Below are 14,927 nucleotides of genomic sequence, written 5' to 3' on the forward strand. Positions count from 1 at the left end.
GTGCACTTTGTGCGGAAGAACTCGCGATTCGACCGCCTTTCGGAAACGGACGGGGCCGCCCGATCCGCCCCCCGCTAGATCAGCAGCCCTTCGCTGCGCGGCATGAGCAGCGTGTCGGCAAGACGCTTCACGTACTGCCGCAGCTCGGGCACCGCCGTCGCCTCCCAATCGCGCGCCTGCAGCAGCGGTCCGACATAGTGGAGCCATGCCGACGGCGAGCCATCGCGGTCGAGCACCGCGCCGTCTTCCCCGATCCCGAATCCCATGCCGATCGCATCCGGTACGATCAGGCCGTCCGCGTACAGGTTGCCGAGCAGCGACCCCGCGCGCCCGCTGAAGTCCGGCGCCGGCCCCGTGCAGTTGACGACCGCGCCGACTTCGAGATGCGCTTCGACGGCCGCGCCGCGTCGACGCACTGCCACCCCGACACCGGCCGCATGCTCGACATAGCCCGTCACCCGCCCCGCCATGACGACGACGCCGCCCCGCTCGAATTCCGCGCGCAGACGCGCGGCCGGCTCGGGCGCACAGCGGTGGCGATGCACGTCCCAATACGGCCGGACGTGACGCAAGAAGCGCCGGCGATGGTCGCTCGGCAACTGACGCCACAACGCCGGCGTCGCCGCGCGCAGCGAACCGATCACGTCGCGCCAGTCGCCGCCGGAGCGAATCGCCTCGTGCACGGCCTCGCGCACGGCGCGCACGTAATGCCGCACGTCCGCGCGCGCGAGCATGCGGCTTGCCAGCCGGTCGTCGTAGTACGGGGGCGCGTCCATGTCGCGATGTGCCTGCGGCAACAGGCCGTGGCGCGACACCACGTAGATCGGAGCCGTATGACCACGGGCGCGCAGATCGAGCACGACGTCCACCATCGTGAGCCCGCTGCCCACCAGCAGGACGGGCGCATCCGGCGCGATGTCGCGCAGCGCGCCGAGACGCCACGGATCGCGTACGTAGGCGCGGCTGTCGTAGAACCCCCGCTGCGATTCGGCGATGAACGGATCTCGGCGCATTTCGTTGCCGCTGCTCAGCACCACGCGGTCGGCATGGATGACCTCGCCGTCGTCCATCGTGATCGTCCCCCGCGCGCCGTCATCGGCCGGCGCGATCCTGACCGCGCTCCCCACCACGCTGCGAAATTCGACGTCCCTGCCGGCCTGCTCGATCGCCTCGGTCAAGCGCGTCTCGAGGTAATCACCGTATAGGCGCCGCGGCGCGAAGCTGCTGCGCGCCACGCGCGGATCGCGCCCGCTCGCGTACCGATAGAAATCGTCATCGTCCCCCGCCATCGCGCTCATCCGGCCCGCGGGCACATTGAGCAGATGGCCGAGTGCGCGCGTGCCGTAGGCCACGCCGCGAGCCATCGCGCCCGACCGATTGATCAGCAGCACCCGCATCGGCCGCACCGGAGGCCGTCGCAGCAGATGCATGGCCAACGTCGCCCCGCAAAATCCCGCACCGATAATCGCAACCGTCGTCGTGCTCATCGATTCCTCGTCCACTCCGATTGTTATCGGACGCCCAACTCTCGGGCGCCTACCTGTTCGCCGAAACCACGGGATCGCGCCAGCCGCCGCCGAGCGCCCTCGCCAGATACACCACCGTGCCGGCCTGCTTGCCGCGGATCCTCGCCAGTTCACGTTCGTTCGTCAGCATCTGTCTTTGCGCGTCGATCACGTCCAGGTAGGCGACCATGCCGTCGCGATAACGATAGGTCGCGAGCGCCAGCAATCGCCGGGAATCGTCGACGGCCTGGTGCGATTCCCGCGCCGCGGCGTCGAGCACGGCCAGGTTCGTCACGGCGTCCTGCACCTCCTGGAACGCGGTCAGCGCGGCCGACCGATAGTGCGCCTTCGCGGCCGCGTAACCGGCGCTCGCGAAACAGGCTTGCGCCGTCCTGCGGCCGCCGTCGAACAACGCCTGGCCGACCGATGCGCCGATCGACCAGACGAGGCTCGGAACCGTCGCGAGCGAAGCGAACTGCGCGCTCTGCCAGCCGATCTCCGGCGACAGCGTCAGACTCGGGAAGTACGCCGCGCGGGCCACGCCGATGCGTGCGTTGGCCGCCGCCATCGCCCGCTCGGCCGCCGCGACGTCCGGCCGCCGCTGCAACAGTTCGCTCGGCACACCGGTCGGCAAGACGGGCAGCGTGTACAGATCGCGGTTCGGCGCCAGCGTGAACTGCGGCGCAGGCTCGCCGATCATCGTCGCGATCGCGTGTTCGTATTGCGCGCGCAGCGTCATCAGCAGGCGCAGCTGAACGCGCGTCGCATCGAGTTGCGTGCGCTGCTGGAGAACACTCAGGCGAGACACCTCGCCGAACCGCTCCTGCGCGCTCACGAAATCGAACGCCTTTTGCTGCCAGGCAATCGAGCGCTCGATGATGTCGCGCTCGTCGTCGACCGCGCGCAGCCCGAAGTAGACCGACGCCAGTTGCGCGGTCAGTGCGAGGCGTACGTTCGCGAAGTCGTCGGCCGATTGCTGCGCGTCCGCCCGGGCCGCCTCCACCGAACGCCTGACGCGGCCGAACAGGTCGATCTCCCAGGACGCCCACGCGCCCGCCTTGAAATCGTTTTGCACCGTCGAGGAGTTCGGCGAGCCGTATTCCGTCAGTGGACGGTTGGCTGAGATTCGGCGGCGGTCCACCTCGGCGCCGACGCCCACTTCGGGCAGTTGCGCCGACGACGCCGAAGCGAGGACGGCTCGCGCCTGGTCGTAATGCGCGGCCGCCTCGCGCAGCGTCTGGTTGTGCTCGAGCGCCCGCTGCTCGAGCGCGTCGAGCTGTTCGATGCCGAACGCGCGCCACCACGCGCCGTCGAGCGACGCATGCGCGGGCTCCGCCGGATGCCAGTTCGCGTACTCGGGACCGAGGCGCCACGCCTGCGGCACGGATACCTCGGGACGCCGATAATCGGGGCCGACCGCGCATGCGGCCAGCAGCGCGGGCAGCAGCGCGACGGCCGCGCGCAGTGCCCCGGCCGCGCGCCGGCCGCCGCACCGCCGCGCCGCATGGCGGCGATGGCGGCGATGGCGGCGATGGCGGTGTTCGTGAAGCGCTGTTGTGCTCGATTCGTATTCCATTGCCGACACCGTGCTATGTCCGTTGCGGCTCGCCGTGCGCGTCCTCGCCGATCATCTCGCGCGTCGGCAACGGAAACCACGACGCGAGGCATATCGACGCCACCATCATCAGCGCCGATACCGCGAATGCCGAGTTGATCGAGCTGCCCGTTGCGGCGATGCCCCAAAGGTAGCTGCCGATCGAGAGTCCGCCGACGATGAACGAGTGAAACAGCGACAGCGATCGTCCCGCCACCCAAGCCGGCGACGCCGTCTGAATCGTGAGGTTGTAGGTCGAGACGACCGCGACCCAGCTCCCGCCCGCGACGGCAAGGCCGAGCATCGCGGCCGCCTGGCACGGGCTCCACGCCGTCATCAGCATGCCGGCGGCGAACGTCAGCGTGCACAGCCGGATCAGCGCCTCGCGACCGAGCCGCACGCGCAATGCCGCGCCGCCCAGCGCGCCGGACGCGGCGCCCGCGCCGAACGACGCGAGCAGGACCCCGTAGGTGCGCGCCTCGCCGCCGAACTGCGTCTTCGCAAAGAGGGGCAGCAGCGCCCAGACGGGGCTGCCGAGAAACCCGAACACACTGCTGCGAATCAACGTGCCGCGAATGCCCGGCGTGCGGAAGCAATAGCGAACGCCCTGAACCAGCAACGTCGCGAGACGCGCGCGCGCAGGCTTTCGCGCGGCCGCGCCGCGGATCGAGCGCGACAGGACATAGATGAGCCCCGCGTACGACAGGCCGCTGAGGACGAACGCCGCATCGGGCGAAACGGCCGCCACGATGAAGCCGCCCAGGGCCGGCCCCGCAGTGCGCGCGAAGTTCATCGAGAAACTGTCGAGCGCGATCGCCGCGGACAGCTCGCGCGCCGGCACCTGCTCGGTCACGGCGGACTGCCACGCGGGCTGGAACATCGCGCCCGCGCAGCCGCCGACGAACATGCAGACCAGCAGGCGCGCCGGCGTCATCGCGCCGGCGGCCATCAGCACGACGAGGCACAGCGCGACCGCGAACATCATCGACTGCGACAGCAGCATCACCGTGCGGCGATCCCACGCGTCGGCGGCGACGCCCGACATCAGCGCGAACAGCGCGATCGGCAACGTGAACGCCGTCTGCACGAGCGAGACCATCGTCGGCGAAGGCGCCATCGACGTCATCAGCCACGAGGCTCCGACGGTCTGAATCGATCCGCCGATGTTGCCGACGAGGCTCGCGACCCAGATCGACGCGAACGCGCGGTAAGCGAACGGACCGCGCAGCGTCGCGAACCACGAGACGCGCGCGGCTCGCGTCGCTTCGTCGATGCTGTCCTGCGCGCTGTCGGTCATGTCCGTCTCGCTGAATCGGTTGATCGCATCGAAATCTCTCCGGGCGCGGGACGGGTCATCGGGAAGCCAGCAGGTGCGCGGCGAGCGACTCGACCGTCGGATGACGGAACAGGTCGCCGAGCCGCGCATCGAGCTCGAGGTCGCGCTTCACGCGCGAAAGCAACTGCGTGCCGAGCAACGAATCGCCGCCGAGTTCGAAAAAATTCTCATCGATGCCGACCGCGTCGCGCCGCAGCACGTCTGCCCAGCATGCGGCGAGCAGTCGATGCAGCGGCGTGCGCGGTCCCTTGCGATCGCCCGCCGCCGCGTCGGCTCGCGGCGGCGCCGGCAGCGCGCGACGATTCAGCTTGCCGTTCGGCAGCAGCGGGATCGCGTCGAGGCGGATGATCGCGCGCGGCACCATGTGGGCAGGCAGGCGGCCCGCGACGTAGTCGCGCAGAGCCGCCGCGTCGCCCGACGATTCGCGCAACACGACGTAGGCCACGATCGTCTGCTGCTGCGTAACGTCGTCGAGACGCGGCAGCACGATCGCCTGCAGCACGTCGTCGTGTCCGCCGATCACCGCCTGGATCTCGCCGAGCTCGACTCGCAAGCCGCGGATCTTGATCTGATCGTCGACTCGCGTCAGGTGCTCGTAGCATCCGGACTCGGTCATTCGCAGCAGATCGCCCGTGCGGTACCGCCGCGCGCCATCCGGGCGCCCCGTCTCGCCGAAACGCTCGGCGCTCAAGTCCAGACGCCCCCAATATCCGAGCGCGACGAAGGGGCTGACGATCGCGAGCTCGCCTTCGGCTGCGCAAATCCCGCCCCCGGCGTCGAGCAGCGCGACCTCGACGCCCGGCACCGGCCGGCCGACCGGCAGACGCGCGACGGCCGCGTCGGCGACGGGGTCCGCGACGTACTGCAGCGCCGTCGTGCATTCGGTGGGTCCCAAACCGTTGAGCAACCGGCATTGCGGACCGCCGTGCCGCGCCGCGAGCGCCACGTCGCCGCCCGTCGCCGCCTCCCCGCCCAGCACGACCCAGCGCAGCCCGGCCGGCCGCGTGAAAGTGGGAAAAGCCGCGCGCAGCACGCTCGGCGTCGAATGCCAGATCGTCATGCGCTCGCGCGCGAGCCAGTCGCCGATGCCCTCGACGCCGCATTCGCGCACGTCCCAGAGGTGGAGGCTCGCGCCCGTCAGCAGCGTGGCGAAGATATCCATCACCGACGCGTCGAAACCGTAGTACGGCAACAGCGTCATCCGGTCGTCGGCGCCGAGGCCGATCGACGACGCATAGCAGGCGGCGTGGTGCAGCACGTTGCGGTCGCATTGCATCACGCCCTTCGGCACGCCGGTCGTGCCGGACGTAAACAGCAGATACGAGACCGCGTCGCCCCGGCGCGCGTCCAGCCGGCCGACCGTTTCCGGCAGGGCCGCGTCGTCGATGACGCTCGCCGCGACGCCAAGACGCGCCGCCGTCTCGGCGAGCGCCGGCGCGGCAAGCACGACCCGGCAGCCACACTCGCGCACGATCGCCTGCAGGTGCGGCAGCGGATGGTCGGCAATCAGCGGAACGTAGAACTTTCCGGCGCCGAGCACGCCGAACATCGCGGCGATCATCGGCGCGCCGTGCGGATAGAGCAGCGCGACCGGCTCGTTGCCGGATCCGCCCGCCGTGCGAATCGCCTCGGCAATACGGCATGCTCGCGCCGAGAGCATGCCGTAAGTCCAGCGTTCGTCGCCGCACACCACCGCGGTCGCATCGCGACGGCGCGCGGCCACGTCGACGAACCGCGCCGTCAGCGAATCGGCGGCGGCGATCTCGGCGGCGACCGCCGTCGCGAAACGCCGGCCAAATCGATCCGCTCGCGGCGGCGCCACGTCGTTCGCGCGAGTCATGTCATGGACGCTCATCGTTCGTCTCGCTTTTCGCTGTCGATGAAGGAAGGGACGGTGAAATGGCGTTACGCCGCGACCTCGGCGGCGCCCGCACGCTCGGCGGACAGGCGCGCGTCGATGTAGTAGCGGCGCAGCATCTGCGTCGCGCTCTCCACGTCCTGCGTCGTCGTATCGATGCGCACCTGCGGATTCGGCGGCGGCTCGTAGTCGGAATCGACCCCGGTGAAGGACGCGACCAACCCTGCGCGCGCGCGCCGATACAGTCCTTTCGGATCGCGTGCCTCCGCGACCGAGGGCGGCGTATCGACGAACACCTCGACGAAGCGCTTGGCGCCGACGATGGTGCGCGCCGTTTCGCGAAACGACCGTTTGGGCGAGATGCAGGAGACGACGACGAGCAGTCCCGTGTCGGCCATCAGCGCGGCGACCTCGGCAATGCGGCGCACGTTCTCCGCGCGGTCCGCGTCGGAGAAGCCGAGATCCGCGTTGAGGCCGCCGCGCAGCGTATCGCCGTCCAGCACGACGGCCGGCCACGCATCGGCCTCGGCGTGTTGCTTGAAGCACGTCGCGATCGTCGTCTTGCCCGCCCCCGAGATGCCGGTCAGCCAAAAGACGAGCGGCGCGGGCGCGCCCGTCGCGCGCACCGCGGGCGCAAGCCACGGCGCGGCCTCACCGTCGTCGAACGACGCCGCCCGCGCCATGTCGGCAACGGGCACCGCGATCGCGTCGCCTGCGTCGAGATCGACGCGCGCATCCAGCCAGCTGCATCCCTGGATCCGCTTGACGACGATGCCGTCGTGTATCAGTTCCTGCGTCCACACCACGCCGTCGGCGCGGCCGCCCTGCGCTGCGGTCAACACGACCGTCTCGGGCGCCGCCGCCCCGTTGTCGCAGCAATCGCCGGGACGGCAAGTCAGAAACGACAGCGGCGCGCAGAGCGCGCGCAGCGTGTCGGGGCGCACGCGACTGCGAAGCGCGGCCGCGTCGCCGACCCGCTCGAGTACCGAGTCGAGCGTGATTTCATAGCGCGATTCGAGGAGGCGCTTTCTCGTCGCGACATCCGCCTCGAGCAGTCCCGCATCGCCCCACTCGACGAGTTGCGCGCCGTAGCGCACGCCATTGGGCACGACGGCGACGTTCGCCGTACCGAGCCGGCGGGCGAATTCGCCCAGCCGGAAGCCGTAATGCAGATCGAGTTCGGGGTGTCCGGCGGGCGTCAGTCCCAGCACGACGTCGAACCGCCCTTCCCGATCGGCGAGCGTTGCCGCCCGATCGGCTTCGATGAACGACATCCGTCCATCGAAGCCATTCTCCTCGGCCTGGGCGCGGACGAGCGATGCCTCTCCGGCCGTGAGCGCCACGACCCGTTCCGCACCGTAGCGCAATGCCAGCAATCCGGCCGCCCCTGACCCGCACGTGTCCAGCACCCGATGCGCTGGCGCTATGGTGCGCCGCAGACCGTTCATTGCCGCGATGGACAAATCCGATGTCCGCAGAAAATCATGGCAGGACTGCGCAAAAGCAATACCACGTCTACGCTCTCTCATGGACGTTGTCATTTAATCGTTTTTGACACGCGCATGCATATAAGCATGCGCCCTCGGAATGTCGTATTTTGATCTTCTGCGGCGCTACGAAAAGGAGACCGATTTTTAGAATCAACTCATGATCAGCGTGTTTTTACATTACTTATTCTTAATACGCAAGTGCTTATTTTTGTAGTTCATATAGAAAATTTCTGACGCCAAAAAATCAATTCCCTCATTGTCCGATGGAAAAGCGTCGCAGGATCGCCCCATTTTCCCGAGTTTGCGTGCGAAGCAACATTTCAACGACATCACTGCAATTCATATCGATATGCATTGGCTTGACAAAAACTGTAAGGTCCTGTTGAATGCCACAACCCGAGTGTGATCGAGACATGATGGCAAGCGTGCGGATTGATCCGGTTACCGCCCCCAGAAGGCGGAACGCGAATAGCTGCCCGCCCGCGTTCGAAACCGCGTGGCGGCGCACGACATACAACGCCCGCCGATCCGCAAAGGTAGCTATGGCCATGGCCGGGTCATTTCAGTCATCTCTCTACAGTAGAAAGGCGCGACATGAATTCCGAGGTTCATCGACGTCCCGAAGCTGCTTGTCCCGACGTGGTCCTGCTCCCGCCGGACACATGGCGGGTCAATCCAGTGAATTCCATCAGCTCGCTCGTACGGGGCGAGCGGCGATCCGTTTACCGTCGATTTCGGCATGCGCTCACGCTCGCCGAACGTTCGTCGCCGACCGTGACGAACGAGCGTCGCCGGCATGCGCGCACATCATAGGCGCGCGGCATTGCCCGCCGTTTCCCGTTCCGGCGCCCTGCTGAAATGCCGGCGTGAAGATATGAGCCGTGCTCGACGAAATGATTATGCGCGACTTGAAAAACCGGTTGCATTCACCGGCAAGATCGGCTCGCCATGCCATTCGATTCAAGGGCAAGAATTAATGCGATTGTCCGCCCGAACGAATTCGATATATACAGCTCCATTTCGCTGCACAGCATCAAATCCATTGAATTAGAAAATAGAATATCCTCGTCGCGAAGCGAGCGTTTTTTGCTTCATTCATGGCCGATAGCTATTTTGAGATTCCTGTTCCAGACAGGCCCAGCATGAAATTCGAGTCGATCGAACAGGCGGTCAACGACAGGCTATTTCGTCAGCGCGACGGGTTGGCTAGCGGCGGGAATATTTGCCCGAAAACGGGGGGCCTCGCCTCCGGCGGCTCGATCGGGACAACCGTACCGCAGGCCCACGTCGCGAAGGGCGCCGCGCGGCGCCGCGCGAACCCGCAACGCCCGGCATGCGATCTCCGGCTTGCTGACGCAACGACGCCACACCGGCCGTGACGCTTGCGCCCGAACACGCTCCCGACCGTTCACCTGACGCCGGCGGCGCGCTGCGATGCCGGCCGCATTCATTTGTACGCCAACCTGCATGCCCATGTCCTTCGTCACGCGCCGTAAACTCGTTGCGCTCGCACTGATATCGCTCGCCGCGATCACGCTCCTCGCGTGGCTCGTCAAACCGTCCACCGACGCGCGCGCAGCCGGCGCGAAGCAGGCCGACGCCGCGATTCCCGTCACGGCCGCCGCCGTCGGCACGATGAACCTGCCGGTCTACCTGACGAGCGTCGGCTCCGTCGCGCCGCTCAACGATGTAACCGTGAGAAGTCAGGTCGACGGCCAAATCTTGAAAGTGCGATTCCAGGAGGGCCAGCAAGTGCGCGAAGGCGACGTGCTCATCGAGATCGATCGCCGGACGCTGCAGGCGGTCGCCGACCAGGCGGCCGCGAAGCTCGAACAGGACAAGGCGACGCTCGCGAATGCCCGGCTCGAGTTCGAACGTCACCAGCGGCTCGCCGAGGTAAACGCGACATCGATGCAGGTGCTGGAATCGTGGAAGGCGCGCGTCAACGAACTGAGCGCGCAGGTCCGCGGCGACCAGGCGGCCATACAGAACGCCCGCGTGGCCGTCGATTACACGACGATCCGCGCGCCCATCTCGGGGCGCATCGGTTTCAGGCTCGTCGATCAGGGCAACCTCGTCAAGGCCAACGACACTGCGCTCCTCACGCTCGTCACGACCTCGCCGATCACGGTTGTCTACTCGGCGTCCCAGGATGCGTTGCCGGCGATCCATGCGGCGCTGAGCCGGGGCCGGGTCGCCGCCGTCGCGATGACGACCGACGGCGCGACGGTCCTGTCGCACGGACGCCTGAGCACGATCGAGAACCGCGTCGATCCGGAGACGGGCGCGATCCGGATGAAAGCGGCGTTCGCGAACGCCGATGGCGCGCTGTGGCCCGGGCAGTCGGTCATGATGCGCACCGTCGTCGACGAGCTGAAGCACGTGACGGTGGTGCCGGAGGACGCGATCCAGAATGGCCCGGACGGTTCGTTCGTCTTCGTCGTCGGCGCCGGCGACAAAGTCGCCGTGCAGCCGGTCGGCGTGTCGCACCGGGCACTCGGCCATGTCGCCGTGACAAGCGGCCTGCAGGTCGGTCAGCGCGTCGTCGTGCAAGGTCAGTATCGGCTGCAGAACGGCGCGCGCGTCGCCGCGACGATGATGCCGGCGCACGACGTCGAAGGCGACGCGGACGCCGCCGACGCGACGGCCCGCGACGGGCGGGCGGCAAGCCGCGAAGCGGCCGCGGTCACGACGCGTGCGAACCGATCATGAGCCGGAACCTGTTCGCGGTATTCATCCGCTACCCCGTCGCCACCTGCCTGATGACGGCCGGCATCCTGTTCGCCGGCGTGGCCGCGTACTTTCACCTTCCCGTCGCGCCGCTGCCGCAGGTCGAGTTCCCGACCATCCAGGTTTCGGCGGTCTTGCCCGGCGCCGATCCGGTCTCGGTCGCCTCGACGCTCGCCCAGCCGCTCGAAACCCAGTTTTCGAAAATTCCGTACGTCACGCAGATGACGTCGCAGAGCACGCTCAGCTCGACGTCGATCGTGCTGCAGTTCAGCCTCGATCGCAGCATCGACGCGGCGGCCAACGACGTGCAGTCGGCGATCGACGCGGCGGCCGCGCAACTGCCGGCGAATCTGCCCTCGCCGCCGACCTTCCAGAAGGTCAACCCGGCCGATTCGCCGATCATGCTGCTAAGCGCGATATCCGCGACGCTCCCGCTCACGACGATCGACGATTACGTCGAGACGCGGCTCACGAAGAGCCTGAGCCAGATCGACGGCGTCGGCAGCGTGTCGATCGGCGGGCAACAGAAGCCGTCGATCCGCATCCAGCTCGACCCGGTCAAGCTCGCGTCGCGCGGGCTGTCGTCCGAGGAGGTGCGCCATGCGCTGTCGGGCCTGTCGGGCGTCAATCCGAAAGGCGTGTTCAACGGCACGACGCGCTCGTACACGATCTACACGAACGGGCAGTTGACCGATCCGGCGCAGTGGAACGACGCGATCGTCGCCTATCGGGCCGGCACGCCGGTGCGCATCCGCGACGTCGGGCGCGCGGTTCTCGGCCCTGAGGACAACACGCTGGCCGCGTGGATCGACGGCAAGCGCGCGGTTTCGGTCGGCATCTACAAGAAGCCCGGCGCGAACACCGTCGCCACTGTCGACAAGATCAAGGCCGCACTGCCGGAACTCGAAGCGTCCCTGCCGCCGTCGCTGAAGATCGACGTGCTGGCCGACCGCACGCAGACGATACGCGCGTCGCTGCTCGACATCGAGCTGACGCTGCTGCTGAACGTCGTGCTGGTGGTCGTCGTCATCTACGCGTTCCTCGGCAGCGCGCGCACGACGATCATCCCCGCGATCACGGTGCCCGTGTCGCTGTTCGGCGCCTGCGCGCTGATTTGGGCGTGCGGCTACAGCCTCGACAACATCTCGCTGATGGCGATGACGATCGCGGTCGGCTTCGTGGTCGACGACGCGATCGTGATGGTCGAGAACATCGCGCGCCACGTCGAGCAGGGCGAGCCGCCGCTGCAGGCCGCGTTCAAGGGGCTCAGCGAGACGAGTTTCACGATCGCGTCGATCAGCATCTCGCTCGTCGCGGTCCTGCTGCCGCTGTTGCTGATGAGCGGCATCATCGGGCGCATGTTCCGCGAATTCGCCGTCACGCTGTCGATGACGATCTTCGTGTCCGCCTTCGTCGCGCTGACGCTGACGCCGATGATGGCGGCGTACCTGCTGCGCCCGCAGCGCCACAAGTCCGGCCGGGCGGGGCTGCTCGAGCGTTCGTTCGCCCGGATGTCGGCCGCGTACGAGCGCTGCCTCGACCTCGCGCTCCGGCACCGCTTCATCACGCTGTGCGCGTTCTTCGCGTCGGTCGCGGCGTCGGTGTTCCTCTACGTCGGCATTCCGAAAGGCTTCTTCCCGCAGCAGGACACGGGCGTGATCACCGGCATTTCCGAGGCGGCGCAGACCATTTCCGTCGAGGACATGGCGCGCCATTCGATGGCGCTCGCCGCGATCATCCGCGCCGACCCGGCCGTCGAGCACTGCCAGATGGCCGTCGGCGGCAGCGCGTATGCGGGCACCACCGTGAACAACGGCCGCTGGTACATCACGCTCAAGCCGCGCAATCAGCGCGACGTCACGGCCGACGAGGTCATCCGCCGTCTGCGGCCGCAATTCGCGAAGGTGCCCGGCGTGCGCATGTACCTGCAGGCGGCGCAGGATGTGATCATCGGCGCGCGCCTCGCGCGCACCCAGTACCAGTTGACGCTGCAGAGCGCCGACGTCGGCGCACTGACGACGTGGGCGCCCCGCCTGCTCGAGCGGCTGTCCGCCCTGCCGCAGTTGCGCGACGTCGCGAGCGACCAGCAGGTGAACGGCTCGGCGCTCAGCGTCTCCATCGACCGCGATCAGGCCGCCCGCTACGGCCTCACGCCCGAGGCGATCGACGGCACGCTGTACGACGCGTTCGGCTCGCGCCAGATCGCGCAGTACTTCACGCAGTTGTCGACCTACAAGGTCATCATGGAGACGCTGCCGTCACTGCAGCGCGATCCGGGCACGCTCGACAGGATCTACATGAAATCGCCGTCGGGCGCGCTGGTGCCGCTATCGTCGGTCGCGCGCTGGACGACCGACTCGGTACAGCCGCTGTCGGTCAATCACCAGTCGCATTTCCCGTCGGTCACGATCAGCTTCAACCTCGCGCCCGGCGTATCGCTCGGCGAAGCCACGACCGCCATCGAGGCCGCGCAGGCCGGGCTGCGCATCCCGCCCGCCGTCGTCAGCTCGTTCCAGGGCACCGCGCAGGCATTCCAGAGCACGCTGGCGACGATGCCGATGCTGATCCTGTCCGCGCTGATCGTCGCATATCTGGTGCTCGGCGCACTGTACGGCAGTTTCATCCATCCATGGACGATCCTGTCGACGCTGCCTTCAGCCGGGGTCGGCGCGATCGCAACGCTGTGGCTGTTCAAGTACGATTTCAACCTGATCGCGCTGATCGGCGTCATTCTCCTCATCGGCATCGTCAAGAAGAACGGGATCATGATGGTCGACTTCGCGATCGCCGCGACGCGCGAACAGAACATGACGTCGTTCGAGGCGATCCGCAATGCGTGCCTGCTGCGCTTCCGGCCGATCATGATGACGACGATGACCGCGCTCTTCGGCGCCCTGCCGCTCCTGTTCGCGTCCGGAATGGGATCGGAATTGCGGCGGCCGCTCGGCTACGCGATGGTCGGCGGGCTGCTGGTCAGTCAGATACTCACGCTGTTTACGACGCCCGTCATCTATCTGTATCTGGACACGCTGTCGAACCGTCTCAAGGCGCGCTTCAGGCCGCCCGGACAATACCTGCCGTCCAATGCGCACGCGGAGGGCGCGACCCAGGACTGACGGGCCGCGCGCGGCGCTCGCCCGACGCCCCATCCCGCGCCGCGGCCCATCCCATCAGGACGACGCATGAGCGTATCGCGACCGGCCGGCAACGGCGAATACCCGTTCACCGTCCTGCGCGTATTCACACTTGCGCTCGACTACGCGAAAGGCTTCCTGCTGCCGCTGCTCGTCTACCAGCAAAGCGGCGGCAGCACGCTCGCGGTCGGAATCGCCTATTTCGTCGAATTCATGCCGCGCGCGCTGCTCTCGCCGCTGTTCGGCTCCATCGTGGACAGAAGTACCGGCAAGCGGTTCGCCTTCGCTGTCGAGGGCTCGCGCCTGTTCTTCATGCTGGCGTGGGTGCTGCTCGGCAAGACTCATTTCGCATGGATGCTGTCGAGCGTGGTGTCGCTGCTTTCCGGCCTGTCCCTCGTGTACTACGAGGCCACCGCCGCGCAGCGGCTCGCGCCCGCCGGCCTGCAGCGGTTCCAGACGCGATCGTAACTGCTGGAGCCGCTCGCGCGGCTTGCCGGGCCGGGCGTCGCCGCACTGGCTTTTTCCGGACTGTCGCCGCGTGCGGCGATCGGCGCGCTCGCGATCGGCTACGGACTGCTGCTCACCGCATCGATCGCCTGGCGCCCCGCAACCACGCGCCTCGTCGCCACCGCCACCGACCGTTGGACGCTCGCCTCCGAATGCGCGCGCCTCATGACGCTCGCGACGAACGTGAAGCTGCTCGCACTCACGTTCGCCGGCGGGTTCCTGAACGTCTTCTTCGGAGTCTTCCAGTCGCTGATCGCGCCGACGATGATCGGGCTGTATGGCCTGCCGGTCGCGTACAGCGCGATGCCCAACCTCGCCGGCGGCGCAATTTCGTTCGCGCTTTGCTTGCTGATTCCGCGCTTCGTGAAGGATCTGGGTCCCGCCGGCTTCGGGCTGCTCGGCACGCTATGCCTCGCGCTCGCGGCCATCCTGTCGGCTGTGAACCTGAGCGTGTGGCTCTTCTGTCTGGCGTTCGGACTGCTGATCGTCGGCAGCGCGTTCTTCGGCATTTTCTTCCGCGACAAACGCTACGAGCTGATCCCCGAGCAGCAGCTGGCGCAAGGCATCGGCGCGACCACGTCGGTCATGACCGCGTTCCTGCCGGTCGCGGGACTCGTGACCGCCGCGACGAACGCGTATCCTTCCGTGCTCGTCATAGGCATCGTCGGCCTCGTCGTGGCCGCCATGCTGCTCGCCACCATCCGGTTCGTCGGCGGCGGCGCGCACGACGCGGCGCGGCGCTTCGCGGCCGCGGACGAGTAGCCGGCGGCATC

At 67.6% G+C, this 14,927-nt stretch carries 9 protein-coding genes and 1 pseudogene; 4 read left to right on the top strand and 6 right to left on the bottom strand.

Annotated elements, in window-relative coordinates; translation table 11 throughout:
• Positions 1 to 74: 74 nt before the first annotated feature.
• The 6 genes from WS62_RS00070 to WS62_RS35735 form a co-directional block, all read right to left on the bottom strand.
• Positions 75 to 1,487, bottom strand: coding sequence for an FAD/NAD(P)-binding protein (locus WS62_RS00070; protein ID WP_066566173.1), 1,413 nt, complete (start codon positions 1,485 to 1,487; stop codon positions 75 to 77).
• A 49-nt stretch (positions 1,488 to 1,536) separates the two neighbouring features.
• A complete protein-coding gene (locus WS62_RS00075) occupies positions 1,537 to 3,081 on the bottom strand; it encodes an efflux transporter outer membrane subunit (protein WP_066566104.1) in 1,545 nt (514 codons plus the stop codon).
• 13 nt (positions 3,082 to 3,094) lie between these two features.
• Positions 3,095 to 4,396: an MFS transporter gene (locus tag WS62_RS00080; RefSeq protein WP_066566106.1), complete on the bottom strand. Its 1,302-nt coding sequence runs from the start codon at positions 4,394 to 4,396 to the stop codon at positions 3,095 to 3,097.
• A gap of 55 nt (positions 4,397 to 4,451) precedes the next feature.
• Entirely contained in the window at positions 4,452 to 6,290 is a 1,839-nt protein-coding gene (locus tag WS62_RS00085; RefSeq protein ID WP_066566109.1) for a non-ribosomal peptide synthetase, read from the bottom strand.
• 50 nt (positions 6,291 to 6,340) lie between these two features.
• Complete coding sequence (gene cysC / locus WS62_RS00090; RefSeq protein WP_066566112.1) at positions 6,341 to 7,756, bottom strand: adenylyl-sulfate kinase; 1,416 nt, start codon at positions 7,754 to 7,756, stop codon at positions 6,341 to 6,343.
• A 280-nt stretch (positions 7,757 to 8,036) separates the two neighbouring features.
• Positions 8,037 to 8,333, bottom strand: coding sequence for a hypothetical protein (locus WS62_RS35735; RefSeq protein WP_156440815.1), 297 nt, complete (start codon positions 8,331 to 8,333; stop codon positions 8,037 to 8,039).
• 547 nt (positions 8,334 to 8,880) lie between these two features.
• On the opposite strand from WS62_RS35735, the gene WS62_RS31995 reads away from it, so the two are divergent.
• The 4 genes and pseudogenes from WS62_RS31995 to WS62_RS00105 all read left to right on the top strand — a co-directional run bounded on the left by WS62_RS31995 (position 8,881) and on the right by WS62_RS00105 (position 14,916).
• Entirely contained in the window at positions 8,881 to 9,162 is a 282-nt protein-coding gene (locus WS62_RS31995) for a hypothetical protein (RefSeq protein WP_082720573.1), read from the top strand.
• A gap of 94 nt (positions 9,163 to 9,256) precedes the next feature.
• Entirely contained in the window at positions 9,257 to 10,495 is a 1,239-nt protein-coding gene (locus WS62_RS00095; protein WP_066566115.1) for an efflux RND transporter periplasmic adaptor subunit, read from the top strand.
• Positions 10,492 to 13,629, top strand: coding sequence for an efflux RND transporter permease subunit (locus tag WS62_RS00100; RefSeq protein WP_066566117.1), 3,138 nt, complete (start codon positions 10,492 to 10,494; stop codon positions 13,627 to 13,629). The genes WS62_RS00095 and WS62_RS00100 overlap by 4 nt, the downstream gene beginning before the upstream one ends.
• Before the next feature lie 66 nt (positions 13,630 to 13,695).
• Positions 13,696 to 14,916 (top strand): annotated as a pseudogene (locus tag WS62_RS00105) (hypothetical protein).
• Positions 14,917 to 14,927: the final 11 nt, after the last annotated feature.

Source organism: Burkholderia sp. ABCPW 14 (genome assembly GCF_001523835.1).
In the GTDB taxonomy this organism is placed as follows: Bacteria; Pseudomonadota; Gammaproteobacteria; order Burkholderiales; family Burkholderiaceae; genus Burkholderia; species Burkholderia mayonis.

What these genes read in the sequence shown, in the direction of transcription:
- WS62_RS00070 (WP_066566173.1), bottom strand. Translation starts at nt 1,487, where the DNA reads ATGAGCACGACGACGGTTGCGATTATCGGTGCGGGATTTTGCGGGGCG.
- WS62_RS00075 (WP_066566104.1), bottom strand. Translation starts at nt 3,081, where the DNA reads ATGGAATACGAATCGAGCACAACAGCGCTTCACGAACACCGCCATCGC.
- WS62_RS00080 (WP_066566106.1), bottom strand. Translation starts at nt 4,396, where the DNA reads ATGACCGACAGCGCGCAGGACAGCATCGACGAAGCGACGCGAGCCGCG.
- WS62_RS00085 (WP_066566109.1), bottom strand. Translation starts at nt 6,290, where the DNA reads ATGAGCGTCCATGACATGACTCGCGCGAACGACGTGGCGCCGCCGCGA.
- WS62_RS35735 (WP_156440815.1), bottom strand. Translation starts at nt 8,333, where the DNA reads ATGGCCATAGCTACCTTTGCGGATCGGCGGGCGTTGTATGTCGTGCGC.
- WS62_RS31995 (WP_082720573.1), top strand. Translation starts at nt 8,881, where the DNA reads ATGGCCGATAGCTATTTTGAGATTCCTGTTCCAGACAGGCCCAGCATG.
- WS62_RS00095 (WP_066566115.1), top strand. Translation starts at nt 9,257, where the DNA reads ATGTCCTTCGTCACGCGCCGTAAACTCGTTGCGCTCGCACTGATATCG.
- WS62_RS00100 (WP_066566117.1), top strand. Translation starts at nt 10,492, where the DNA reads ATGAGCCGGAACCTGTTCGCGGTATTCATCCGCTACCCCGTCGCCACC.